Here is a 24,577-nt window from a genome sequence, read left to right as displayed (position 1 = left end):
GGTTATTCCAGACAACAAGATCCCGAAGCATGGGCTTCGGGGATTCAATTGCTACTGGATGTTGTTGCGCCTGTCGGCTGCGTTCGCCAGCGAGTGCGCAGAGCTTACGTGAGCGCTCGCCGCTGTGTTATCCGGCACGAGCGTGATTTCCACGCGGCGGTTGCGGGCGCGGCCCTCGCTCGTTTCGTTCGACGCGATCGGGCGCGTGTCGCCGTAGCCCTGAATGGCGAACTGAGTCGCGGCTATGCCGGAGGCGTCGACCAGCCAGTCGCGCAGCGCCGCCGCACGCGCGAGGGACAACTTCAGATTGCTTGCGGAGTCGCCGACGTTGTCCGTATAGCCGGCCACCAGAATGCGCTTGTCCGGATGCGCCTTGATCATCTCGAGCGACCCGACGAGGGCGCGATTCGAGCCGGGCTTGAGCACTGCCTTGCCGCTATCGAAAAGCGACATGCTATCCAGTGTGACGACGGCCGGCGCAGGCGGGGGCGGCTGATAACTGGCAATGGCGCGATTGAGCGAGGGCAACAAACGCGCACCATGATAGAGACCGAAACCGAGCCGCAGCGGCACACCGTCGCGCGCATAGTGATCGAGCTCGTCGCGGTCGGCGACGATTTCCTTGAGGGCGTCGCGCCGCGCAGAATCGCGATCAGCGGGGATCGCGTTGAAGCGATCCAGGTCGGCCCGACTTTGCGCAATGAGCTCCGCGTTGTGCTGCCCCGAGCTCCAGAACGAAGCGACGGCGGCAAGCGCAGCGAGCGCGAGTGCGTGTCCCACCGCGGCCAGGCGCGGCGACGCGCGCAGATGCCGTGGCATGGCTTCGATGAGCGGCTGCGGAAGTGACCAGGGTGCGCGTGACGTGGCCACCGCCGGCGGAGCGACGTGCGTGCTGCTCCGCACATCACACTCCCAGGGCCTGGACGCGTCGCTTGCCGGACCACAGTCGAGCCAGCCCGCGCCATAGAGCGGCCACGGCTGAGCGGGCTGACGCGGATCGGAGAGCGTGGAGAACACCACCCGCTGCGTCCAGCCGACGATAGAGGCCAGGCCGGCCGCGTGGGCTGCGTGATACGGGTCGGGTGACTCGCGCACCGCCGTCGTTTCGGCGGCCCGAACGACGGCTTCGAACGATTGCGAATCGACGAACGGCGTGGCAGCCGACGCACCATACCATTGCGCGCGCGCCTCGGTGTCTTGAGGCTCGAGCCGGGTCAGACGCTGGTACACGGCGACGTAGCCGGGCAGGCGCGCACCCACCATGCGCGATGCATCGGCGCGGGCCTGGCGCACGAGGCGCAATTTCTGAGCGAGCGCGTCCGCGTCCGCGTGTACCCGAGAACGCAAAGGCCGTAGAACCGGCTTCCATCCGGTCACGGTCTTTTCGGCCGTGATGCTGGGCGCCATCAGCTTCTGGAGCGTCGGCATGCTGATCTCGGGCATGTCGAACGCCCATGCGATGGTGCAAACCAACGAGGCGCTCACCGCGCTCAAGCAAGCGCCCGATGCCGCGTCGCGCCTGCGCGCGTTGCGGGCGCTGCAGCAGCGCATCGGCTTCTACGAACATCGCACACAGGACCATGCGCCGCTGTTCTCCCGCTTCGGCCTGAACCACGACCGCGAAGTGCTCGATGCCCTGTGGACGCCCTATGCCCGCGAAAGCCGCGCGCTGCTGAGCGCGCCCGTGCAGCAGGACATCGAAGGGCGCCTCGTCGATCTCGGCCAGATGCCGACCACGCAGATCGACGATCAGCTCACGCATGTCGCGCAGGACGGCGAGGGTGCGCTGAAGACGTATCTCATGATGGCCGAACCACAACGCGCGGACGCGGCGTTCTTGGGTGGCGAATTGCCGAAGTACTGGAATACGGCCACGAATCTCACCGCCGGCGAAAAAATCGACCTGTCTCAGCATCTTCTCGGCTTCTGGGCGTCGCACTTGAGCGCGCATCCGGACTGGCGCATCCAGCCACGCGACGAGCTGATCGGCACTGCACGGCAGACATTGCTGGCGGTGATCGGCGTGAAGAACTCCGACGATTCGGTGTATGAAAGCGTGCTCGCCGCGGTCGGCCACAAGTACCCGGACCAGACACTCGCGTCGCTGACCGCGGGCACGGACACGCGTGGCCTCTTCCGCACGGCAGTGACGGTGCCGGGCGTCTACACGCGCCAGGCATGGGAAGGCTCGATTGAAGCTGCCATCGAGAAAGCGGCGAAACAAAATGGCGTGGCCGGTGACTGGGTGCTCGGCAACGCAGGCAAGAGTCAGCCAGGCGCCGATACCAAAGCGACCCCGCAGACCCCCGAAGCCTTGCGCGCCACTTTGCGCGCCCGCTATTTCGCCGACTACGCCGAGCACTGGCAAGCCTTCATGAACAGCGTGCGATGCGACCCCGCACCGACGCTGCCCGCGTCGATCGGTCAGTTGAAGCTGATCGCCGATGCGCGGCAATCGCCGTTCATTGCGCTGATGAAGGCGCTCGAATATCAGGGTGGGGCGGGCGCGCAGCAGGCGTCCTTGTCCGATACGCTTGTGAGCAAGGCGCAGAACATGTTCGGCAAGAAGGACGATACGCCCGAGGCCACCAAGCCCGATCCGGCCGGTCCGTTGGGCGTTTCGTTCGGCCCGGTGCTGAGGCTGGTGGCGCAGACCAACGGCGCAACGACCCCCGCGTCCGCACGCAGCGACCTGAGCCTCGAACGTTTCACCGAACGCATCACGACCTTGCGCCTGAAGCTTCAGCAGATCAGCGACAGCCCTGATTCCGACGAGCAGGCGCGCCAGGTCGCGCAGTCGTTGTTCCTCGGCAAGGGTTCGGAGTTGGCCGACACGAACAAGCGCTTCGAATTTAGCGGTCGCTGGGCGCTCGTGCGCATGCTCGAACGCGCGCACGTCGAGCCGATCGATACGGCGACGTATCAGGTGACGTGGCAGGCCAAGGCGCAGTTCGAGGACACGCGTTACGCCGCGCAGAAAGCCACCGATACGTCGGATCAGGACGCGCTCAACGCGCACGGACCTGCGGCGCCTGCACCTGCCGATATCGCGCATCCGCTCACGTACATGCTGCGCACCGATGTGGGCCGGGGACCGCTCGAACTGCTGGACCTGCGAGGCTTCACATTGCCGACGCGGATCTTTGTCAAGCGCGAGACGGTTACACGCAATACGAAAATGGATGGCCCACCGCCGCTGCCGAAGGCCGCGATCGAAGCGGCGAAGCAGGCGGACACGCCGCTGCCGACTGGGCGGAACACGCTATGAGCATGCGCAGGCAGACGCTCGGTCCGCGGCTCTGGCCACGCGAGATCGTCTCAACGAATCGGGCGCGACAGGCAAGCGCCCGAAAAACAATAGCGCAACCAGAAGCGCATAGATAAGCATCATTCTTCATGTTCACGAATCTCCTCAACGCGCTGTTCGGCACGCGCAAGCCGTCCGATTTGGCGATAAAAGCGCTTCCTCAATGGGAAGACTGGCTCAAGCCAATACGTGCCGATGCACCCGCCGGCGACGATCCCGGCTACGACGACGACTTCCTCGCCATCAAGGACGAAGTCGCCAAGCTCTCCAACGTCGATGACACGCTTATCGTCGAAACGGCAGAGCGGCTCATCAAGACCAAGGCGAAGGACGTACGCCTGGCCGTGTACTACATCTACGGCCGTCTGCGCCGCGATGGGGCAGAGGGCGTGGCCGCCGGCTTCGAGCTTCTCTCGGCGCTCGTCGACCGTTTCGGCGACACGCTGTTGCCCGCACGTGCCGGCTCGCGCCGTGCCGCATTCGAGTGGCTGTGCGGCAGCACGTTCGCTGATCGACTCGATGCCGTGCAGGGCCTCTCCGGGCCGCTGCTCGAACGCACGCTCTCGGCGCTAGCGCTCATCACCGAACGCATCGAAGCGTGGCCGGAAGACACGCGTCCCGTGCTCGCGCCGCTCTTCAGGCGCTTCGAGAGCCGCATCGAGTCGCCGCAAGCCGATGAGATCAAAGCCGATCCTGCAGGTGCGCCTCCATCGTCGGCCTCGTCGGAGCTGCCGGCATCGTCCGAAGTCAAGTCCACTCGCGAGCTGCTCGATCGCGCCCGCCAGATGGCGCAGTTTCTGCGGGAGCAGCCGCAAGGCTATCTCGCCGCTTATCGGCTGATGCGTTGCGTACGCTGGGACACGCTGACCGAAGTGCCGCCGTTCGAAGCGGGCGGCAAGACGCGTCTCGTCGCACCGCGCGCGGAGCTCCGCGCGAATCTGAAGCGCCTGCTGTTGCAGAAGCAGTGGCCTGAGTTGCTCGAACGGGTCGAATCGGCGTTCGCCGAAGGCGCCAATCACTTCTGGCTCGATCTCCAGTACTACGCGTTCGTCGCCCAGGAACAGGCCGGCGGCGAATACGCCCAGGTGCGCGAGACCACGGCCACGGATTGCGCGCTGATGCTCGAACGTTTGCCCGGACTCGAGCATCTATCGTTTTCGGACGGTTCGCCGTTCGCGGACGACGCCACGCTCGAATGGATCGCGCGATACGCGACCGTGCGCGATGTCGAGCGCGGCGAAACGACTGCGCCGGTCGGCGTGTCTCACGCCGGCTCCGATTGGGCCGAGATCGAGGCGCAAGCCATCGACACCGCCGCCCAACAAGGGATCGACGCGGCGTTCGCCTGGCTGCAACGTGAGCCCACGCAGGACGAAACGCGAATCGGCGGCGGCGAACGGGAACGCTTCACGCGGCAACTCGTCATGGCGCGTGTCGCCGAGCGCGCGGAGCGCTCGGACACCGCGCTGCACCTGCTTAGCCATCTGGATGCGGATATCGAACGCTTTCAGCTCGCGCGCTGGGAACCGTCGCTGGCGTTCGAGGCGAAGCATCACCTGCTGCGCATTCTCAAGAGCCGCCTGAACCGCAAGGACGCCGACAAGACCGCGCTCGGCAGCCGTATCGAAAGCCTGACGGGCGACCTCACCGCGATCGACGCCGCGCGCGCCGTGGCGCTCATCTAAAAGAGCAAGGAAGAAAGACCGATGTCGTCTCCCACCAAGGACAACGAAATCCTCCGCTATTACGAAGCGGAAATGCGCTATCTGCGCGAAGCGGGGCGGGAGTTTGCCCGCGCTTATCCCGATCGCGCGCGTGAGCTCGATATCGACCGTCTCGGCGAGCGCGATCCGCACGTCGAGCGCCTGTTCGAAGGCTTCGCGTTTCTGATGGGCCGTTTGCGCCACAAGCTCGACGACGAGCTGCCCGAGCTCACCGAAGGGCTCGTGAGCATGCTCTGGCCGCATTACCTGCGGATGATTCCCTCGCTTTCGATCCTCGAACTGGTGCCGAACGTCGGTTCGCTGCAAAAGCACGAAATTATCGACGCGGGGCTGGAGGCCACGTCCGATCGCATCGCGACAGGGCTGACCACCGGTGACGAGACGCAAATCGAATGCGTGTATCGCACCACGCAGGCGGTCGATTTATATCCACTCACGCTCACCGAAGCGGGCGCGCACGCACGCGAGGACGGCCGCTCGGTTATCCGGCTTCGCTTCACCATCCAGCAGCAAGCGCAGCGTGACCGGCTTAGCGTGCCGCGTCTGCGCTTCTATCTGAACGCCGATCGACCAGTGGCCCACGCGCTTTATGCGGCGTTGAGCGCGGAGCCTGTCGCGATGCAGGTGCGCGTGCCCGGCTTCCCGGCTGATCGCCCCGGCGCGCCGCAGTCGATGCCCGGCTTGCGTCTTCAGGCGGCCGGCTTCGCCACCGAGGAGCGTCTGTGGCCGAAGGCAGACAACGCATTCGGCGGCTACCAGTTGCTGCTCGAATATTTCACATTCCCCGAGAAGTTCATGTTCATCGACCTGCTCGGGCTCGACATGACGGCGATTCCCGCCTCGGCGCGCTCATTCGACGTCGATATAGTGCTCGACAAGACTTTTCCCGACGACATGCGCTTTACCGAGGAGAACCTGCGGCTCTATTGCACGCCGGTGATCAATCTGTTCCCGATCGCAGCCGACCCCGTCAAGGTGACGCAGCTGGAGACCGAATATCGGGTGCGCGCGCGTGCGCAGTACGGATCGCTCGTCGATATCTATTCGGTCGATATGGTCGAGGGCTTCGAGGGCGGCCGGCGCTTCGAATACGTGCCGTTCGCGGCGTTCAAGCATCGCGGCGGCATGCTGCGTCACGAAATGCCCGAGCGCTATTTCCACACGCGCACGCGGCGCGGACCGTCTGGTCGCTTCGATACGTGGCTCGTGCTGGGCGGTCATGCGTGGGAGCAAGCTCGCACCTTGCCAAAGGAAACGCTTTCCGTCTCAGTGACGGGCACCAACGGCATGCTGCCGCGAAAGGCGCTGCGCGAGGCGGGCATCACGCGTATGCGCGGCGGCTTCACGAACGTCGGCGCCGTGCGCAATCTGACTGCGCCGACGCTGCCCGTGTATCCGCCCACGGGCGACCGTTTCCAGTGGCGCGTGCTTTCGCATCTCGCGCCGAACTACTTGTCGCTGCTCGATGCCGAGATTCTGCGCGGATCGCTCGCGCTCTACGACTGGACCGAAGGTGAGTTGAACCGCAGGCGCATCGAGGCGATCACCGATGTGCGCCATCGGCCGTTGCAGAAGCTCGTCAAGGGTGGGCTGATGCGCGGCGTCGAAATCACGGTGACACTCGACAGCACGCGCTTCGCGGGCGACGGCGACGTCGAACTCTTCTGCGGCATGTTGAATCGCTTCCTCGGCCTTTACGCGACGATCAACCTGTACACGAAGCTCGTGGTCATCTCGCAGCCCACGGGCAGGCGCATCGAATGGCCGGAAACGAAGGGCGAAGGAGCACCGTTTTGAACTCGCCGGACACACTTGTCGGGTCGTCGAATCGTACGCAGCCTGATCGGCCGCTTCTGCAGGCACTGCTTCACAGCGCGACGCAGATGAACTTCTATCGCTTCTGCGAGCTGATCGAGCTTGCCGCGCCCGATGCGGCACCCATCGGCACGAGCGATTCGCCCACGACGGAGCCGGTGCGGTTTCGCTCGCGAGCGCGGCTGGGTTTCCCGGGCCGCGAGATCGATCGCATCGAATTCGACGATGACAACCCGAAGGCGCCGCCCACGGTGCGCACGACGTTTCTCGGGCTATATGGCGTCGATGCGCGCATGCCGTCTTATTTCGTCGATGAAGTTGCACAGAATCGCGACGGGGCCGAGCCGCTATCGGCGTTTCTCGATTTGTTTCATCACCGCATCCTCACGCAGTACTACCGCGTGTGGCGCAAGTACCGGTATCCGGTCGGTTATCGGCACGGCGGCAGTGATGCGGTGTCGCGCTATCTGCTCAGCTTCGTCGGACTGGGGATCGACGCAAGGCAGACCGGCGCGTCATCTGGCGCTTCGGCCGGCGTCGATCCGCGCAAGCTGATGTCGATGCTCGGCATCACCGCGCAGAAGACGCGCACTGCGGAAGGGCTCGCCGGCGTGCTGCAGCATGCGGTGCCCGACGCATTCATCACGGTCGAGGAGTTTTATCCGGTCTGGCGCGAAGTAACCGACTTCGAACCCGCTGCGCTGGGCGAACAGTGTCTGCTAGGGCGCGGCTTTTACGACCGCTCGAACGCGGTGCGGGTGGTCATCACGCCGGGCACGCGCGAGACCGTGCTCGATCTCACGCCAGGGCGGCCGGCGTATCGGGAGGTCATGACGCTGCTGCGCTTTTATCTTGGCTATGAAGGCGAGGCGCATCTCGAGATGCACGTTCGGCCTGAACTCATGCCGGATCCCGTGCTTGCGCCCAGGCAGACGAGTTTGGGATTGACGACGCAACTGGCCTCGCGCAGCGCAGACGCGGCGACTGCGCGTGTCACGCGCGTGCATCTGGGGCGGTGGGACGGATCGAGCGCATCCAACAACGCATAGAACGAAACAGAGCAGGACGACAGAATGCAGCACAACTCATATAACGAATCGCGCAGCCGCAAATTGATCGGCTGCATTGCCCGAGGCGCAAGCATGACGCTCGCCTCGGTCAGCGTGCTCACCTTCGCCGGTTGCGGCGTCTGGCAGGCCACGAAGGACAGCACCGTAAGCGCCGCGCAATGGCTATTCACGACTCAGGTCAAGACGATGAACATCGATTTCGACGGGCGGGCCGCGCTGAACGAAACCGCCTCCGGACAATCGCTTTCTACAGTGGTGCGGCTCTACCAGCTCAAGGACTCGAAGACCTTCGCGCAGCTCGAATACATTCAGTTGCAAAACGACGATCTCGAATTGCTCAAGGCGGACCTCGTGGCGACCAAGGACGTCGTGCTGAAGCCGGGCGGGAGCGCCAGCGTGAGCGAGCCCATGCAGAAAGACGCGGAGTATGTAGGCGTTGTAGCGTTCTTTCGTACGCCCAACAGCGCCAGACCGTGGAAGCTGCTGATTCCGAAGAAACAGTGGAAGGACACCGACCCGGTCAAGATCCAGGTGCAGGGAAGCATGCTCGTGCTGGAGGGCGCCAAGCCCAAAGCGGTCAAGCACGATGCGCCGCAACAGTCGGTGCCTGCATCGGAGGCAGCGGCGGCGTCGAGTGTCGCGAATGCATCGGCGGCGAGCAAGGCGGCGGCTCAGAACGTCAGCGCAGCAGCCGATGCCGTCACCAGCGCCAAGGCGAGCGTGAGCGCGGCTTCGCGCAGCGCCGCTGGACTTTGAACATGAGGGATGGCGCACCTCGAAGAACGGGTTCTGAGCGGCCGGAGTCCGTCCCGGCAAGCTGAAGTACGGATTGCAGCGGCTCCCGTGCAACGACCTACCCGCCCCCCGCCTCCCTCAACGTAACAAACCGCAACCCCGACGCGCACACCGTCTCGATCAACCGCGGCAGCACCGCCAGCACGACAGGCTGGCCCGTCGATGTCAATGCAGCGCTCGCGTCGTGCACCAGCAGAATGTCCCGCGCGGCCAGTCCGTCGATGAGCCGCGCCAGCACGCGATCGGCGTCGCCCTCGCGCGTGTCGAATCCGCGCCGCGTCCACGCAGCGAGCCGAAGGTCCAGCCGTTGCAGCACCGGCTGCAGGAAGAGGTTGCGCAATCCGGCCGGCGCGCGAAAGAACATCGGCCGCTCGCCCGTCAGCGCTTCGAGCGTCTGCTGCGCGGCGTCGATGTCCTTCGTAAGCCAATGCGGCAAGCTCATCGAAAACGTGTGCACATGACGATGCGAATGGTTCTCGACCGCATGACCGCGCGCCACGATCTCGCGCATCAGCGCGGGATACAGCGCGGCGCGCTGCCCGATGCAGAAGAACGTCGCGCGCACCCGATGCCGGTCGAGCATGTCCAGCACCATTGGCGTGACGACGGGATCCGGGCCATCGTCGATCGTGAGCGCGATGGCATCGGCATTGCACGGCGTATCGGGCAGGCGCGTCCAGTTCGGCCCGAGAAGGCTCGAGCGCGGCCACAGCCCGATCGACACCACGATCACGTGGCTGACCATGACGCTTGCCAGCCACCACGGCCACGCCGACGGGTCGACCAGCCATCCTGCGAGCGCGACGCCATGCCAGGCGACGGTCGCCACGGAAACCGGCGGGTAAGCGGTGCGCGGCCAGCGTCTGGGCGCTGCGGCGTCGGTCCGCGAATTCAGTTGCTTCATCTTGCGATCAGATCTGCGCCATTCCAGTCAAGGGATAGCTGACAAACGTCTGTGATTTCAATCAAGCGGCGAACGATATCACTCACGCCGGACATCGGGTGAACCCGTTAAGAAACGTCCCAAATCCGGCTTCCGTCAAAAAACACGCTTCGCCCGCGCGACGCAAGCCCCGCCCCGCGCGCGCGTCGCGTCGATGAGACGAACCGGCAAAAGTGTTCGTTTTTTTCACTGTAATCCGCCGTAACATCGGTATCATTCGCCACCCCCGGTCAATGGAACCGCGCGTGCCGAGCCGCGTTTTGCGTCTTATCGCTAAATAGTTGCTGTCTCGTGCCGTTAATTCGACGGTTCACTTACCTATTGAGCAAGTATCGGGTGGGCCACCGCCGGACCGAGCGCGCCTTGTCGTGCAGTCGTCGGTCGTCCTGCCGGGTGCTAAAAGTTTCCAAAACGCGAACACCGATATGCCCGATCTGCACTGGACCATTCCGGTTGCTCGCTGGTCTTTCTGGCCCGCCTCCGCGTCCGTCGCGCCCGACATCCGCTTCATCGATCCGATGGCGCGGCGCCGGCTCAGCGCGCTGTCGCGGGTCGCGCTGAAGGTCGCGCACGACTGCGCCGCGTCGCTGCCCACGGTGCGCGTCGTGTTCGCGTCGCGCCACGGCGAACTGCGGCGCACCACCGACATCCTGTGCGATATCAGCGCGGGAGAACCGGTCTCGCCGACATCCTTCAGCCTTTCCGTTCTCAACGCGATGACCGGCGTCTTCGGCATCGCGCGGGGCGATCGCGCGCCGGCCAGCGCCGTGTCGGCGGGGGCGCAGACGCTCGGTTATGCGCTGCTCGAAGCGCACGCGCAATACGCGACGGATGCCTCGTCGCCCGTTCTGCTCGTCTACGCCGACGAACCCGCCGATCCCGCATTCGGCACGATAGAAGACGAAGTGGAAGGCGGCGCGCTCGCGATCCTGCTCGATGCGTCCGCGCAAACCGGACGCCTGGAATGCGCGCGCACGGCCTTTGCCGACGCCGCCGCCCACGCACCGTTCGACGCCGATGCCGCCACGCCCGCCCGGTTCGCCACGCAAAGCGAAGCGGTCCGGCAATGCCTCGATGCGAAAGCGCCGGTTCAGTGGCGCGGACCGTCCTCGCTATGGCAATGGAGCTGGCATGAAGGCGCTTGACTACTACTGGCGCCTCGTCGCGACGGCGCTGGCTTTCACCGCCTTCGGCATCTGCGGTCTCGGCTTCTCGCTGATCGTGTTTCCGCTCGCGTGCATCTGGCCGCATCGCGCGTCGAAGCAGCGCATCATCGCGGCGATCATTCACGCGTTCTTCCGCGCGCTCGTCGCCGTGCTCGTGGCCGTGCGCGTGATGAAGCTCGACGTCGACGGCGCTCACGCGCTCCATCGTCAGGCGCAGCACGCCGCGATCGTGGTCGCCAATCATCCGACCTGGCTCGACGTCATGGTGCTGCTATCGCTCACGCCGCGCGCGTGCTGCGTCGTGAAAAGCGCGCACTGGGGCAATCCGTTCTTCTGGGGCGTCATGCGCGCGGCGGATTACGTGAGCAATGCCGATCCCGTCGAACTCGTGGAAGCGGGCGCGCGGCAACTCGCGCGCGGCTACACGATGATCATCTTCCCCGAAGGCACGCGCAGTCCCGCGCGCAACCGGCTGCATGCGTTCTCGCGCGGTTTCGCGCACATGGCGCTGCAATCCGGCGCGCCGATTCTCCCGGTGCTGATGGACTGCGATCCACCCGCCTTCACCAAAAGCATGCGCTGGCACGACGTGCCCGAGCGCGCGTTTCACATGCGCGTGAACGTGCTCGACCCGGTCGGCGCCGATGCGCTCGCCGCCCAGGACGAGCCGCCCGCGCTCGCCGCACGCACCGTGACGAACGCGGTGCAAGCCCACATTACCCGGCATTTGATCGACCATGGATTCTTTAAAGCTTGAAATCAAACAGCTTCTGATCGAAGCACTCGATCTCGAAGACCTGACGCCCGCCGACATCGACGACGATGCGCCGCTCTTTTCCACCGATGGCGTCGGTCTCGACTCCATCGACGCGCTCGAAATCGGCATCGTGCTGCGCAAACACTATCAATTGACGATCGCCGCCAACGACGAGCGCACGCGCGAGCACTTCCGTTCGATCAACACGCTCGCCGAACTCGTCGCGAGCCAGCGCGAGGCCGCGCGCGCATCGGGCGACACTGCAACGAAAGGGGAATGACCGTGACCGACATCGAAATCCTTGAGCGCATCCGCGCGATCTTCAAAGAGAACTTCGGCATCGAGCCGGAGCGCGTGACGCCGCAAGCGCATCTGTTCGAAGAACTCGATCTGGACAGCATCGATGCCGTCGATCTCGCGATCAAGCTGCAGGAGATGACGGGCCGCCGCATCAAGCCCGAGGAGTTCAAGTCCGTGCGCACGGTCGGCGACGTGATCGCCGCTGTCGAATCGCTGCTGGCAGCGCAGGACTGATGCAGCCGCAGACCGCCCGGACCGGCGACGACGCGCATCGGAGTTGGACCGGCCTCGCGCTGAACGTCGTGTTCAAGCTCGCGTATCCCGCCGTCATTCTGTGCGGCTGGTTCTGGAACGCGCCGCGCTATATCGGCTGCCTGCTGTTCGTGCTGATCTGGCTGCAGCGCTGCGCGGGCACGGGCGTCGTGGGGGCATCGTTGCGCACGCTCACGCGCGTCGACTGGGCGGTCGGGTTCATGCTGAGCGCGGCGTCCGCTGCGATCGTATGGACCGACAGCGAGCGCCTGCTTCATATCTATCCGTCTCTCGTGAATCTCGGCTTGCTGATTGCATTCGGTTCGACGCTCGTGCGCGGTCCGTCGATGATCGAAAAATTCGCGCGCATCCGCACGCCCGATCTGAGCGAACCGGCCGTGCGCCACACGCGCCGCGTCACGCAGATCTGGTGCGCGTTCTTCGCCGCGAACGGTCTGTTCTCGCTCTACACCGCGCTGTACTGGCCGCGCGAGGCATGGTCGCTGTACAACGGCGCGATTGCGTATGGTTTGATCGGCGTGCTGCTCGTGGGTGAGATCGTGTGGCGTTATCTCGTGATCCTGCCGCGCGCCCGGCGGATGGAAGCGGAGGCGTCATGATCGCGCTGCACGAACTCTTTTCCGCGCAATGCGATGCGCATACACCCGTCTGTCACGATGACGCGACCGGCGCCATGGTCACGCATGCCGCGTTCCGCGCGCGCGTGGCGTCGCTCGCGCTTCGATTGCGCGAAGGCGAGGAACGTCGCCATGCGCTGTGTATCGACGATCCCTTCGATTTCGCCTGCGCGCTGTTCGCGCTCCTCGCGTGCGGCAAGACGCCGGTGATCCCCGCGAGTGCCGCGCCCGGCTATCTCGCCGATCTCGCCGACGCCTACGACGCCGTCCTCACCGATGCCGACGTCGCCGCGGCAGCCGACGCCCGCGCGCACGAAGCGCTCGATACGCTTACGCTGCGCATCGATCCGCACGCGCCGCTCACGCTCTACACATCGGGCAGCAGCGGCGCGCCGAAGCCGATCCACAAGACGCTCGCCCAGTTCGACGCCGAAGTGCGCACGCTCGAACGCGACTGGGGCGCGCTGATCGGCGACGCGACGATGCTCGCGAGCGTGCCGCATCGGCATATTTATGGCCTCTTGTTTCGCGTGATGTGGCCGCTCGCGGCGGGCCGCGCGTTCGACCGCGCGCTCTGCGTGGAGCCGCAGCAGATTCAGGCGCGCATCGCACGGTGCGGCGCGACCGCGATGGTGTCGTCGCCCGCGCAGCTCATGCGCTGGACCGGACTCGCCGGTTTCGATTCGCTCACGCCGGCGCCGCGCGTGTTCTTCTCGTCGGGTGGGCCACTTGCGGCGGACACGGCCCTCGACTACGCGGCCGCGTTCGGCGACGCGCCCGTCGAAATCTACGGCAGCACCGAAACGGGCGGCATTGCGTGGCGCAGACAGAATGAAACGCCGGCGTGGTATCCGGTCAGCGGCGTGCAAGTGCGTCGTGCCGATGACGGCGCGCTCGAAGTGCGCTCGCCGCATCTCGGCCACGACGACTGGCATCGCACCGACGACGCCATCGCCTTCGACGACGACGGCCGCTTTCGCTTGCAAGGCCGCCTCGATCGCGTCGTCAAGTTGGACGGCAAGCGCGTCTCGCTGCCCGAACTCGAAGCGCGTCTCGCGCTGCATCCGTATGTCGCGCAGGCCAGCGTGGTGCCGCTCGCGGGCACGACGCGCGAACGCGTCGGCGCGGTGATCGCGCTCTCGGACGAAGGCCGCGCCGCGCTCCATGACACGGGCCGCGTGGCGCTCGCGAAAACCTTGCGCCGGCATCTCGCCGCTTATTTCGACGTCGTGCTGTTGCCGCGCTTCTGGCGCTTTCGCATCGCGCTGCCGTTCGATGCGCGCGGCAAGCTGCCGGTGTCGGCGGTCGCAGCGGCCTTCGGTCCGCGCGCCGAAGGCTTCGAGTTGCTCGCGGAATCGCGCGATGGCGACGCGTTGCGCCATGAAATCCGCGTGCCGCCCGCGCTCGATCATTTCGCCGGCCACTTTCCGGGCTTGCCGATCCTGCCCGGCGTCGTGCAGGTCGACTGGGCGATCCGGCTCGCGTCGGAACACGTCGCGGCGGCGCGCGCGGTCGAAAGCGTCGATCGTCTCAAGTTCATGGCGCCCGTGCCGCCCGGCGCGGTGCTCGAACTGCGGCTCGCGCACGACGCCGCGCGTCGGCGCGTGCAGTTCGCGTATCGAATGAACGGACGCGAATGCGCGTCGGGCGCGATCGTGTATCGGGAGGACGCATGAGCGGTGCGAACATCGCGGCGTGCATCGTCATTCCGATTTACAACCACAAGGACGCGATCGGCGATACCGTCGCGCGCCTGAGCGTTCACGGCTTGCCGATGTTCGTCGTCGACGACGGCAGCGACGCCGCGACGCAAGCCGTGCTCGGCAAGCTCGCGTGCCACTATCGCAAGCAGATGACGCTCCTGCGTCTGCCGGTGAACGGCGGCAAGGGCGCGGCCGTGATGGCGGGCTTGCGCGCGGCGCGGCGCGCGGGCTTCACGCACGCATTGCAGATCGACGCCGACGGACAGCACGACGCCAACGACGTGCCGCTCTTTCTCGACGCGGCGCGCGCGGAGCCGGGCGCGGTCATTCTGGGCCGCCCCGTCTATGACGAAAGCGTGCCGAAATCGCGCTTGTATGGCCGCTATCTGACGCACGTCTGGGTGTGGATCGAAACGCTGTCGTTCACTATCCGCGATTCGATGTGCGGCTTTCGCCTCTATCCGCTCGATGCCGCCTGCGCGCTGATCGACAGCGTGCGGCTCGGCACGCGCATGGACTTCGATATCGAAATCCTCGTGCGTCTCTACTGGCGGCGTCTTGCGTTCCGCTCGATCCCGACCCGCGTGGTCTATGCGACGGACGGCGTATCGCACTTCGACGTGCTCTGGGACAACGTGCGCATCAGCGCGAGTCATACGCGGCTCGCGTGCGGCATGCTGCTGCGCTCGCCGATGCTCCTCGCGCACAAGCTGATGCCGTGCAAGACCGCAGCCGCGCACGCCGGGCACGGCTGGTGGCGCGTCGCGGAGCGCGGCAGCCGCATCGGCATGTCCTTGCTCGCGCTCAGTTGCCGCGTGTTCGGCATGCGATTCACGGGGCTGTGGCTGCATCCTGTCGTCGGCTATTTTCTGCTCACGGGACGCGATGCGCGCGCGGCTTCGCACCGTTATTTCGCGCATCTCGCCGAGGTTGCGCCGGGCGAAGGCACGCCGCGTCCGGGCTGGCGTTCCGCGTATCGGCAGATGCTCGCGTTCGCGCAGTCCGGGCTCGACAAGCTCGCGGCGTGGTCCGGCCGGATCACCGATCACGAAGCCGTGTTCGACGACCCCGCGCCGTTCGAAGCGCTCATCGCGAGCGGACGCGGCGCGCTCGTGATCGGCGCGCATCTCGGCAACCTCGAAATGACGCGGGCGCTCGCCGCACGCAACGGCCGCGCGAAGGTCACGGCCATCGTCTATACGGAGCACGCGAAGCGCTTCAACAGCGTGCTGTCGTCGGCGAATGGCGACTTCGCGAAGCATCTGATTCACGTGAGCGACTTCGGCCCCGAGACGTCGATGATGATGCAGGCGCGCATCGACGCGGGCGAACTGCTCGTGATCGTCGGCGACCGCGTGCCGGCGCACGAGTCCAGCCGCACGACCGACGCGCGCTTCCTCGGCGCGACCGCTCCGTTCGCGCAAGGCCCGTATGTGCTCGCGCACGCGCTCGGTTGTCCCGTGTATCTGTTCTTCTGTCTTAAAGAGCGCGCAGGGAAATATCGTTTGTACTTCGAACGATTTGCCGATCGCATCGAGCTGCCGCGCCGCGAACGCGCGCAGCACATCGCGGCGTGGGCGCAGCGCTACGCGTCGCGTCTCGAATACTATTGCCGCAAGGCGCCGTATCAATGGTTCAATTTCTTCGATTTCTGGGCGCGCGCAGGCAAAACCGCGCCGACGCCCGTATCCGATTTCACCGACAGCACGCGTCATGGCTGAACTGAAGAACAACAAGACGCTCACGGCGAGCGCGATCGTCGAAGTGCCGTTTCATGATGTCGACGCCATGCACGTATGCTGGCACGGCCACTATCTGAAGTATTTCGAGGCGGGCCGCGCCGCGCTGCTGCGTGCGTTCGATTATGACTACGGCGACATGCTGGCGTCGGGCTATGCGTGGCCCATCGTCGAGGCGCATCTGAAATACGTGCGTCCCGCGCGATACGGCCAGCGCATCGACGTGCGAACGGAACTGCTCGAATATGAAAATCGCCTGAAAATAGCGTATGAAATCGTCGATTGCGTGACGGGCGACCGGCTGACGAAGGGCTATACCATTCAAGTCGCCGTCGATGCCGCCACGCAGGAACTGCAATTCGTATCGCCGCCCGTGGTGTTCGAGAAGCTGGAGCGCGTATGGTCGCGTTCATGAAACTTCGCTGCGGGCGCACGGCGCTCATCGCGTTGCTGCTGACGGCGAACGCCGGCTTGCTTCATGCAGCCGCGCCTGCGCTCGCACAGACCGCCAGCAATGATGCGGCGCTGGTATCGCAAGTGGCTTCGCGGCTCGGACAGATCAAGGGCGTGCGCGCGCAATTCACGCAGACGCAGACGCTTTCGGCCATGAAGCAGCCGCTCGTGAGCACGGGCACGCTCGTGTTCTATCGCGAGCGCGGCGTGATCTGGCGTGTGCTTACGCCGTACAAGGCCACGTTCGTCATCACGGACACGGGCGTCACGGAAGTCGATGCGAACGGCAAGCGCGTCGGTACTAGAAGCGCGCAAGGCGTGCGGGGCGTTGCGCAGGTCTCGAAGATGATGCGCGCCATGCTCGGCGGCGACGTGTCCGCGCTTTACTCGCAATTCGATGTCGATGCAGAAGGCTCGCCATCGCAATGGACGCTGAACCTCAAGCCGAATCAGCCGCAGCTCGCGCAGGCCGTCAAAGGGCTGCAAATGAAGGGCGGCGCGTTTTTGCAGAGCTTGCGGATCGATCTCGCGAACGGCGACGTCACGCAGATCGACTTCACGAAGAGCGAAGCGCTCGACGAACTGCCCGCCGCCGAACGCAGCTTGCTGGGAGCGCCGTGATGCTGAAGGAACGGCAGCGCAGCCGCGCGACGCTTCTCGCGATACGGGCCGCGTGGTTCGTGCTCGCGCTCGTCGCTGCGCTGTATTGCGTCCATCGCTTCGAAGGACCGTCGCCTCTGGAGACGAATCTCCTCGCGCTTTTGCCCGCGACAGAAGCGGATCCGGTTGCCGAGAAAGCCGTCGATCGACTGGCCGATGCGCTCGGCGACCGCACCGTGTTCCTCGTGTCGAGCCGCGACGCCGACCACGCGAAGGCTGCGGCCAAACGCTTCGGCGCGGCGCTGAAAAATAGCGGCGCGTTCGCATCGGTGACGGCGGAACTGCCGCCATTCGACGTCGCCCAGATCGGCGCACTGTATGCGCCATATCGCTTCGGGCTGTTGACGCGCGATGACCGCGACGCGCTCACGCAGCCGCTCGACGATGCGCTGATGCAGCGCATCTACAACCCCGTGCGCGGGCCGCTCGCGACGCAACTCGCCGACGATCCCTTCGGCTGGCTCGAACACTGGCTTTCGGACTTGCCGCTCGCCACGTCTGGCCTCGATCTCGAAGACAATCTGCTGGTCGCGCATCGCGGCGATATCGCGAGCGTGCTCGTCGTCACAACGCTGCATGGCTCGGCGTATGAATCGGCCACGCAGCGCGCGGTGCTCGCGGCGGCGGCGCAGGCGGAGGCATCGGTGAAAGCGGCATGGCCCGATGCCACGGTCGCGCGCGCCGGTGCGGTGTTTTACGCGCAGGCGGCGCGCAGCGCGTCGGAACGCGAGGTGCATCTGATCGGCGTCGTGTCGGCGTGCGGCATCGCGCTGCTGATGCTCTGGGTGTTCCGTTCGCCGCGTCTCCTGCTGCTCGGTTTCTTGTCGACGGCGCTCGGCATCGTATGCGCGCTCGCCTTCACGATGCTCGTGTTCGGCAAGCTGCATCTGCTGACGCTCGTGTTCGGCGCGAGCCTGATCGGCGAGGCCGTCGATTATTCGATCCAATACTTCGTCGTCTATCTCGGCGCGCAGCGCGGCTGGGATGCGCGAAGCGGCGCGCGATCGGTGCGGCCCGCGCTGAGCGTCGCGCTCGCGACGAGTCTGCTCGGCTACGCCATTCTCGCGTGGGTGCCGTTTCCCGCGCTCAAGCAGATCGCGTGTTTCGCGATGGCCGGCATCGGCGTGGCGTTCGCGTCCGTCATGTCGCTCTTGCCCGCGCTGCTCGTGAAGGGACCGAAGGCCGCGCGCCGGCGTCTCTTCGCGTCCGCCGCGACGCTGCTCGCACGCTGGCGCGGCGCTATCGGCGGGAAGCGCGCGTGGCTCGTCGCGGCGGTGCTCGTCGCGATCGCGCTGCCGGGCTGGCTGCGTCTCACGAGCGACGACGACATCCATCTGCTGATCCAGCGCGATCCGTCGCTCGTGGCGCAGGAAAACGAGGTGCGCGCGGCAGTCGGCGTCGATGACACCGCGCAGTTCTTCGTGGTGCGCGGCGCGTCCGAAGAAGCCGTGCTCGAACGCGCCGAAGCGCTCGGCGCGCGGCTCGATGCGCTCACAGGCGACCGATCAGTCGATGGCTGGCGCTCGGTCACGCAATTCGTGCCGTCGGCGCAGCGTCAGGCGCAAGCGCGCGCGCTCTTCGCGCAGCACGTATTCGCCGATCCGGCCGCCTTGCGCGCGACGCTCTTGCACGCGGGCTTCCGCGATGAAATCGCCGACGCGTGGATCGCTTCGTTCGGCCATGCGAACGCCGCGCCGCTGACGGTCGAGCGCTGGCTCGCCGCGCCGTGGTCGCAGCCGTATCGGCATTTGTGGATCGGCGCATTCGATGCAGCCGGTCAGCGCGGCTACGCGGCCATCGTCATGCCGCGCCGCGTGACGCCGAAGAACGAGTCCGCGCTGATCGAAACGGCGCGCGCAATCGAGGGCGTGACGTTCGTCGACAAGGCGGCGAGCGTGTCGAAGCTCTTCGGCGCGTATCGCGTGGATAGCGGCCTGTGGCTCGGCGGCGCGCTGCTGCTCGTGCTCGTCCTGCTGATGGCGCGCTACCGGCCGCGCGGCGGCATCGCGACGACGCTGCCCGTGCTGCTCGCCGTCGGCGTGACGCTCGCGGCATTCGGCTATGCGCGCGTGCCGCTCAATCTGTTCAACTGCCTCGCGCTGATGCTCGTGCTCGGCGTGGGCGCGAATTACGCCGTGTTCCTGCGCGAAGGGTGCCTCCGCAGCGACGCCGATCTCGGCGCGGTGTGGGCGGGCGTGCTGCTCTCGGCGGCGACGACGCTGTTGTCGTTCGGCCTGCTCGGCATGAGCGCGATGCCCGCATTGAAGAGCTTCGGCGCGACGCTCGCGCTCGGCATCCTGGTTTCGGTGCTGCTCGCGCCGATGAGCATGCCGCCTGAAAGGAGAAACCACGCGTGACGCTGCCATCTGTTTATCTGCATGCGCTCGGCATGGTCAATGCGCTCGGCGGCGACGTCGATTCGATCGCGACCTCGCTGGCTTCGGCGCAATCGCCGGGCATGGGACTGATGCGCACGCGCCGTGGCGATGCGTTCGTCGGCCGCGTGCTCGATCCGCTCGACATCGCGCCGCCCGCATCCGTCGCACGCTTCGATTGCCGCAACAACCGGCTGCTGCTCGCCGCGCTCGAACAGATCCGCCCCGACATCGAAGCGGCGCGCGAGCGTTACGGCTCGGCGCGCATCGGCGTGGTGCTGGGGACGAGCACGTCGGGCATCGGCGAGGCGGAAGAGGCGTTTTTGCATCGCGCGAAGGCGGGCTGCTTGCCCGAGCGTTTCGATTATCGCCAGATGGAGATCGGCACGGCCGCGCCGTTCGCCGCGGCCGCGCTGAACGTGCAAGGTCCGGCGTTCACGCTCTCGACGGCATGCACGTCGAGCGCCAAGGCGTTCGTCGCGGCGCGGCGGCTCTTGCAACTCGACTTGTGCGATGCGATCGTCGTCGGCGGCGTCGATACCTTGTGCGAACTCACGCTGCAGGGCTTCGCGTCGCTCGAATCCACGAGCATCGAACGCACCAATCCGATGAGCCGCAATCGCAACGGCATCAACATCGGCGAAGGCGCGGCCGTGTTCCTGATGACGCGCGACGAAGCCGCCGTGCGTCTTGCGGGCGCGGGCGAATCCAGCGATGCGCATCACGTGTCCGCGCCGGACCCGCGCGGTGTCGGCGGCGAACTCGCGCTGCGCGCGGCGCTCGCGGATGCAGGCGTCGCGCCCGCCGATATCGGTTACGTGAACCTGCACGCGACGGCCACGCGCAAGAACGACGAGATGGAAGCGCATCTGATGGCGCGCGTCTTTCCAGAGGGCGTGCCGACGAGCGGCACGAAGCCGTTCACAGGGCATCTGCTCGGCGCGGCGGGCGCGACGGAACTCGCCTTTGCGTGGCTCACGCTCACGCGATCCGGCTTGCCGTTGCCGCTGCATCGATGGGACGGCGAAGCCGACGCCGATCTGCCCGCGCTCGATCTGGTTCAGGAAGCGCGCTATCTCGCGCACGAAGCGGGCACGCGCCATGTCATGAGCAATTCTTTCGCGTTTGGCGGCAGCAATGTCAGCCTCATTCTCGCGGGTTGACGCACGATGACCGGACACACACACATCGACGACAAGGGCGCGTTTGCGCCGATCGAAACGATCATTCCTCATCGCGGCACGATGCTGCTGGTGGACGAAGTCGTCGCGTGCAGCGACGCCGCGCTCACCGCGCTCGCCACCGTGCGCGCCGACGCGTGGTACGCGGACGAACACAGCGCGATGCCCGCGTGGATCGGCATCGAATTGATGGCGCAGGCGGTGGCCGCGCATGTCGCGCTGATCGCGATGCGAGCGGGCGGCCGTGCGCGTCCCGGCGTGCTGCTCGGCACGCGCAGTTATCGCGCGCATGTGAGCGCCTTCGCGCGCGATGCGCGGCTCGCCATCCGCGTGGAAGAAGTGCTGCGCAGCGAAGAGGGCCACGGCGCGTACGAATGCACGATCGACCACGACGGCGAGCGTCATGCACAAGCCGTCATCAAGGTGTTTCAGCCACGCGATTTTCAGACATTCATCGAAGGGAGCTTCAGTTCATGAGCCGGCGAGTCCTCGTAACCGGCGCAAGCCGCGGCATTGGCCGGGCGATTGCGTACCAACTGGCCGCCGACGGCTTCGCGGTCACCGTGCATTGCCGCACCGGACGCGCCGAAGCCGAAGCGGTGACGGCGGGCATCGTCGCGCAGGGCGGCGCGGCGCGCGTCGTGCAGTTCGACGTGCGCGACCGTGCCGCGTGCCGTGAAGCGCTCGAAGCCGACGTCGCCGCGCACGGCGCGTATTACGGCATCGTGTGCAGCGCGGGCGTGACGCGTGATGCGGCGTTTCCCGCACTGACCGACGAAGACTGGGACGTCGTGATCGAAACCGGTCTCGATTCGTTCTACAACGTGATCCATCCGCTGACCATGCCGATGGTGCGCGCGAAGAAGGGCGGCCGCATCGTGACCATTGCGTCGGTGTCGGGCGTGATGGGCAATCGCGGACAGGTGAACTACAGCGCGGCGAAAGCCGGCCTGATCGGCGCGACCAAGGCGCTCGCCGTCGAACTCGCATCGCGCAACATCACGGCGAATTGCGTCGCGCCCGGATTGATCGATACCGGCATGCTCGACGACGTTCCCGTCGAACACGCGCTGAAGACGGTGCCGATGAATCGCGTCGGCCAGCCGAACGAAGTGGCCGCTGTCGTCAGCTTCCTCATGTCGGATGCGGCTTCCTATGTGACGCGCCAGGTGATCGGCGTGAATGGCGGAATGATCTGATGAAGCGAGTCGTCGTTACGGGCATGGGCGGCGTCACGGCGCTCGGCAGCCGCTGGGATGAAATCGAAGCCGCGCTGAAAAGCGGCCGCAACGCGGTGCGCCGCATGCCGGAGTGGGACTTCTTCGAAGGGCTGCACACGCGCCTCGCGTGTCCGCTGCCCGCGTTCGAACAGCCTTCGGCGTGGCCGCGCAAGAAGACGCGGTCGATGGGCATCGTCTCGATGTACGCGGTGCGCGCGAGCGAACTGGCGCTGGCCGATGCTGGCCTCGCCGGCGATGCGTCGATCAGCGACGGACGCATGGGCGTCGCGTACGGATCGTCGTCGGGATCGGTCGAGCCTATCCGCGCGTTCGGCACGATGCTGCGAACCGGTTCGATGACCGATGTGACATCGAACAGCTACGTGCAGATGATGCCGCACACGACCGCCGTGAACGTCGGCCTCTTCTGGGACCTGAAGGGCCGCATCTTGCCGACGTCGTCGGCGTGCGCGTCGGGCAGTCAGGCGATCGGCTTCGCGTACGAAGCCATCGCGACGGGCAAGCAGACGATGATGCTCGCGGGCGGCGCGGAAGAACTCTCCGGTCCGGCCGTCGCCGTGTTCGACACGCTCTACGCGACGAGCACGCGCAACGAGGAGCCGCATCTCACGCCGCGTCCGTTCGATGCGAAGCGCGACGGTCTCGTCGTCGGCGAGGGCGCGGCGACGCTGGTGCTCGAAGAGTACGAGCACGCCGTGGCGCGCGGCGCGACGATTCACGCGGAGATCGTCGGCTTCGGCTGCAACTCGGACGGCGCGCACATGACGCAGCCGACCGCCAGCACCATGGCGCGCGCCATGCAGCTTGCGTTGCACGACGCGCGGCTCGATCCGCAAGCCATCGCCTATGTGAATGCGCACGGCACGTCCACGGATCGCGGCGATGTCGCGGAAAGTCATGCGACCGCGCAGACGTTCGGCGAGCGCATGCCGATCAGTTCGCTCAAGAGCTACGTCGGACATACGCTGGGCGCATGCGGTGCGCTCGAAGCGTGGTGGACCATCGAGATGATGAAGCGCAACTGGTACGCGCCGACGCTCAATCTCACCGAAGTCGATGCCGCCTGCGCGCCGCTCGATTACATCGCGGGCGAGGCGCGCACGATCGACGCCGAATACGTGATGAGCAACAACTTCGCGTTCGGCGGCATCAATACGTCGCTCATCTTCCGGCGCGTTCGATGAAGAAGGCGCACGGCATGCAACGCGTCGTCGTCACGGGCATGGGCATCGTCTCGTGTCTCGGCAATTCGCTCGATACGGTCAGCGCCGCGTTGAAGGCGGGGCGCTCCCGCATCACGCGCATCGACGCGTGGCGCGAGCGCGGCTTCGGCTCGCAAGTGGCGGCGGTGGCGTCGGTGGCGGACGAGCCGCCCTTCGATCGCAAGCTGGAACGCTTCATGGGCGAGACGGCGCGCTTCGCGTGTCACGCGGCGCGCAAGGCCATCGACGATGCGCGGCTCGATCACGCCATGCTGCATTCGCCGAAGGCCGGCGCGGTGATCGGCTCGGGCGTCGGCGCAATGGCCGAATACGACGTGGCGCTCGGCATCGCGGTGGCGCGCGGTATCGAAAGAACGCCGCCGTACACGGTGCCGAAGGCGATGAGCAGCACCGCGTCCGCGAACGTCGCGCAGGCGTTCGGCATCGAGGGCGTCGCGTATTCGCCTTCGTCGGCGTGCACGACATCCGCGCTCGCCATCGGTCAGGCCATGCAGTTGATCCAGACCGGACGCCAGCAGATCGTGCTCGCGGGCGGCAGCGAAGCGCTGCACGACAACATGACGCTCATGTTCGACGCGATGCACGCGCTGTCGAGCGGCTTCAACGACACGCCGTGGCAAGCCTCGCGTCCTTACGACAACGCGCGCGACGGCTTCGTGATCGGCTCCGGTGCGGGCGTGCTCGTGCTCGAAGCGCTCGACCACGCGCTCGCACGCGGCGCGCACATCTACGCGGAACTCACGGGCTTCGGCCAGAGCACGGACGGCGCGGGCATGGTGTCGCCGCACGCGGACGGCATCGCGCGGGCCATGCGCATGGCGCTCGACGAAGCGGGCGCATCGCCCGATTACATCAACACGCACGCACCTTCCACGCCGCTCGGCGATGCCGAAGAACTCCGCGCATTGCGGGCGGTGTTCGGTGCGGACGTGCCGCCGTTTTCATCGACGAAAGGACTGACGGGACATCCGCTCGGCGCAAGCGGCGTGCACGAGGCGATCTACACGTTGCTGATGATGCGCGACGGTTTCATCGCGGGAACGGGTACTGTCGGCTCGCCCGAACCGCTCGCGCAAGGCATGCCGCTCGTGCGCGAGACACGCGAGGCGCGCATCGAGCGCGCGATGTCGGTGTCGTTCGGTTTCGGCGGAAGTTCCGCGAGCCTCATGTTCGAGAAGATTCAGCCGCTGCCCGTCGGCGAATAACGGGCGCAATCCATAAATAAACAGAAGCGA

Annotated in this window: 22 protein-coding genes; 20 read left to right on the top strand and 2 right to left on the bottom strand. The window is 66.1% G+C overall.

From position 1 onward, the window contains the following. Window positions 1–51: 51 nt before the first annotated feature. Window positions 52–1,428, bottom strand: coding sequence for an OmpA family protein (locus AWB72_RS07835; RefSeq protein ID WP_244285550.1), 1,377 nt, complete (start codon window positions 1,426–1,428; stop codon window positions 52–54). Between AWB72_RS07835 and AWB72_RS07830 the strand changes: the two genes are divergently transcribed. From AWB72_RS07830 to tssJ, 5 genes are all read left to right on the top strand, one after another. Continuing rightward, window positions 1,427–3,268 carry an ImcF-related family protein gene (locus AWB72_RS07830; protein WP_052449789.1) on the top strand — a complete coding sequence of 614 codons (1,842 nt, stop codon included), beginning with the start codon at window positions 1,427–1,429 and terminating at the stop codon, window positions 3,266–3,268. The genes AWB72_RS07835 and AWB72_RS07830 overlap by 2 nt on opposite strands. A gap of 128 nt (window positions 3,269–3,396) precedes the next feature. After that, on the top strand, window positions 3,397–4,992 hold the full coding sequence (gene tssA / locus AWB72_RS07825) for a type VI secretion system protein TssA (RefSeq protein WP_040049755.1): 1,596 nt from the start codon (window positions 3,397–3,399) through the stop codon (window positions 4,990–4,992). Window positions 4,993–5,013: 21 nt separating this feature from the next. Beyond that, window positions 5,014–6,828 (top strand): type VI secretion system baseplate subunit TssF, encoded by a 1,815-nt coding sequence (gene tssF, locus AWB72_RS07820; RefSeq protein WP_040049756.1) that lies wholly within the window; start codon window positions 5,014–5,016, stop codon window positions 6,826–6,828. An 86-nt stretch (window positions 6,829–6,914) separates the two neighbouring features. Next, window positions 6,915–7,895 carry a type VI secretion system baseplate subunit TssG gene (tssG, locus tag AWB72_RS07815; RefSeq protein WP_052449809.1) on the top strand — a complete coding sequence of 327 codons (981 nt, stop codon included), beginning with the start codon at window positions 6,915–6,917 and terminating at the stop codon, window positions 7,893–7,895. A 93-nt stretch (window positions 7,896–7,988) separates the two neighbouring features. Then, window positions 7,989–8,672: a type VI secretion system lipoprotein TssJ gene (tssJ, locus tag AWB72_RS07810; RefSeq protein ID WP_087127993.1), complete on the top strand. Its 684-nt coding sequence runs from the start codon at window positions 7,989–7,991 to the stop codon at window positions 8,670–8,672. Between the two features lie 97 nt (window positions 8,673–8,769). Here tssJ and AWB72_RS07805 read toward each other — a convergent pair whose 3' ends face one another. Beyond that, entirely contained in the window at window positions 8,770–9,615 is an 846-nt protein-coding gene (locus AWB72_RS07805) for a polysaccharide deacetylase family protein (protein WP_040049758.1), read from the bottom strand. A gap of 464 nt (window positions 9,616–10,079) precedes the next feature. Between AWB72_RS07805 and AWB72_RS07800 the strand changes: the two genes are divergently transcribed. From AWB72_RS07800 to AWB72_RS07730, 15 genes are read left to right on the top strand one after another with little or no spacing between them, the layout of a single operon-like run. Next, window positions 10,080–10,799, top strand: coding sequence for a beta-ketoacyl synthase chain length factor (locus AWB72_RS07800; RefSeq protein ID WP_040049759.1), 720 nt, complete (start codon window positions 10,080–10,082; stop codon window positions 10,797–10,799). After that, window positions 10,786–11,577 carry a lysophospholipid acyltransferase family protein gene (locus AWB72_RS07795; protein ID WP_040049760.1) on the top strand — a complete coding sequence of 264 codons (792 nt, stop codon included), beginning with the start codon at window positions 10,786–10,788 and terminating at the stop codon, window positions 11,575–11,577. Before AWB72_RS07800 ends, AWB72_RS07795 begins: the two co-directional genes overlap by 14 nt. Next, a complete protein-coding gene (locus tag AWB72_RS07790) occupies window positions 11,558–11,857 on the top strand; it encodes a phosphopantetheine-binding protein (protein WP_040049897.1) in 300 nt (99 codons plus the stop codon). The genes AWB72_RS07795 and AWB72_RS07790 overlap by 20 nt, the downstream gene beginning before the upstream one ends. Window positions 11,858–11,859: 2 nt before the next feature. Beyond that, window positions 11,860–12,111, top strand: coding sequence for an acyl carrier protein (locus AWB72_RS07785; RefSeq protein ID WP_208863131.1), 252 nt, complete (start codon window positions 11,860–11,862; stop codon window positions 12,109–12,111). Continuing rightward, window positions 12,111–12,749 (top strand): COG4648 family protein, encoded by a 639-nt coding sequence (locus AWB72_RS07780; protein WP_040049762.1) that lies wholly within the window; start codon window positions 12,111–12,113, stop codon window positions 12,747–12,749. The genes AWB72_RS07785 and AWB72_RS07780 overlap by 1 nt, the downstream gene beginning before the upstream one ends. Further along, the gene (locus AWB72_RS07775) at window positions 12,746–14,443 is read left to right on the top strand and encodes an ApeI family dehydratase (protein ID WP_040049763.1); all 1,698 of its coding nucleotides are present in this window, start codon (window positions 12,746–12,748) and stop codon (window positions 14,441–14,443) included. The genes AWB72_RS07780 and AWB72_RS07775 overlap by 4 nt, the downstream gene beginning before the upstream one ends. Further along, window positions 14,440–16,191 (top strand): glycosyltransferase family 2 protein, encoded by a 1,752-nt coding sequence (locus AWB72_RS07770; RefSeq protein ID WP_052449810.1) that lies wholly within the window; start codon window positions 14,440–14,442, stop codon window positions 16,189–16,191. The genes AWB72_RS07775 and AWB72_RS07770 overlap by 4 nt, the downstream gene beginning before the upstream one ends. After that, window positions 16,184–16,624, top strand: a complete 441-nt coding sequence (locus AWB72_RS07765; protein ID WP_040049764.1) for an acyl-CoA thioesterase — start codon at window positions 16,184–16,186, stop codon at window positions 16,622–16,624. Before AWB72_RS07770 ends, AWB72_RS07765 begins: the two co-directional genes overlap by 8 nt. Next, window positions 16,621–17,283, top strand: coding sequence for a LolA family protein (locus tag AWB72_RS07760; protein WP_040049899.1), 663 nt, complete (start codon window positions 16,621–16,623; stop codon window positions 17,281–17,283). The genes AWB72_RS07765 and AWB72_RS07760 overlap by 4 nt, the downstream gene beginning before the upstream one ends. Next, a complete protein-coding gene (locus AWB72_RS07755; protein WP_040049765.1) occupies window positions 17,283–19,679 on the top strand; it encodes an MMPL family transporter in 2,397 nt (798 codons plus the stop codon). The genes AWB72_RS07760 and AWB72_RS07755 overlap by 1 nt, the downstream gene beginning before the upstream one ends. Beyond that, window positions 19,676–20,860 (top strand): beta-ketoacyl-[acyl-carrier-protein] synthase family protein, encoded by a 1,185-nt coding sequence (locus AWB72_RS07750; RefSeq protein WP_040049766.1) that lies wholly within the window; start codon window positions 19,676–19,678, stop codon window positions 20,858–20,860. The genes AWB72_RS07755 and AWB72_RS07750 overlap by 4 nt, the downstream gene beginning before the upstream one ends. A gap of 6 nt (window positions 20,861–20,866) precedes the next feature. Beyond that, window positions 20,867–21,355 (top strand): hotdog family protein, encoded by a 489-nt coding sequence (locus AWB72_RS07745; protein WP_040049767.1) that lies wholly within the window; start codon window positions 20,867–20,869, stop codon window positions 21,353–21,355. Further along, window positions 21,352–22,077 carry a 3-ketoacyl-ACP reductase FabG2 gene (locus AWB72_RS07740; RefSeq protein ID WP_040049768.1) on the top strand — a complete coding sequence of 242 codons (726 nt, stop codon included), beginning with the start codon at window positions 21,352–21,354 and terminating at the stop codon, window positions 22,075–22,077. Before AWB72_RS07745 ends, AWB72_RS07740 begins: the two co-directional genes overlap by 4 nt. Next, window positions 22,077–23,303: a beta-ketoacyl-ACP synthase gene (locus AWB72_RS07735; protein WP_040049769.1), complete on the top strand. Its 1,227-nt coding sequence runs from the start codon at window positions 22,077–22,079 to the stop codon at window positions 23,301–23,303. The genes AWB72_RS07740 and AWB72_RS07735 overlap by 1 nt, the downstream gene beginning before the upstream one ends. Continuing rightward, window positions 23,300–24,547 carry a beta-ketoacyl synthase N-terminal-like domain-containing protein gene (locus AWB72_RS07730; RefSeq protein WP_087127991.1) on the top strand — a complete coding sequence of 416 codons (1,248 nt, stop codon included), beginning with the start codon at window positions 23,300–23,302 and terminating at the stop codon, window positions 24,545–24,547. Before AWB72_RS07735 ends, AWB72_RS07730 begins: the two co-directional genes overlap by 4 nt. The last annotated feature ends 30 nt before the right edge of the window (window positions 24,548–24,577 follow it).

Source organism: Caballeronia concitans (assembly GCF_001544615.1).
Classification (GTDB): Bacteria; Pseudomonadota; Gammaproteobacteria; order Burkholderiales; family Burkholderiaceae; genus Caballeronia; species Caballeronia concitans.
This window is presented reverse-complemented; position numbering and strand designations above follow the sequence as displayed.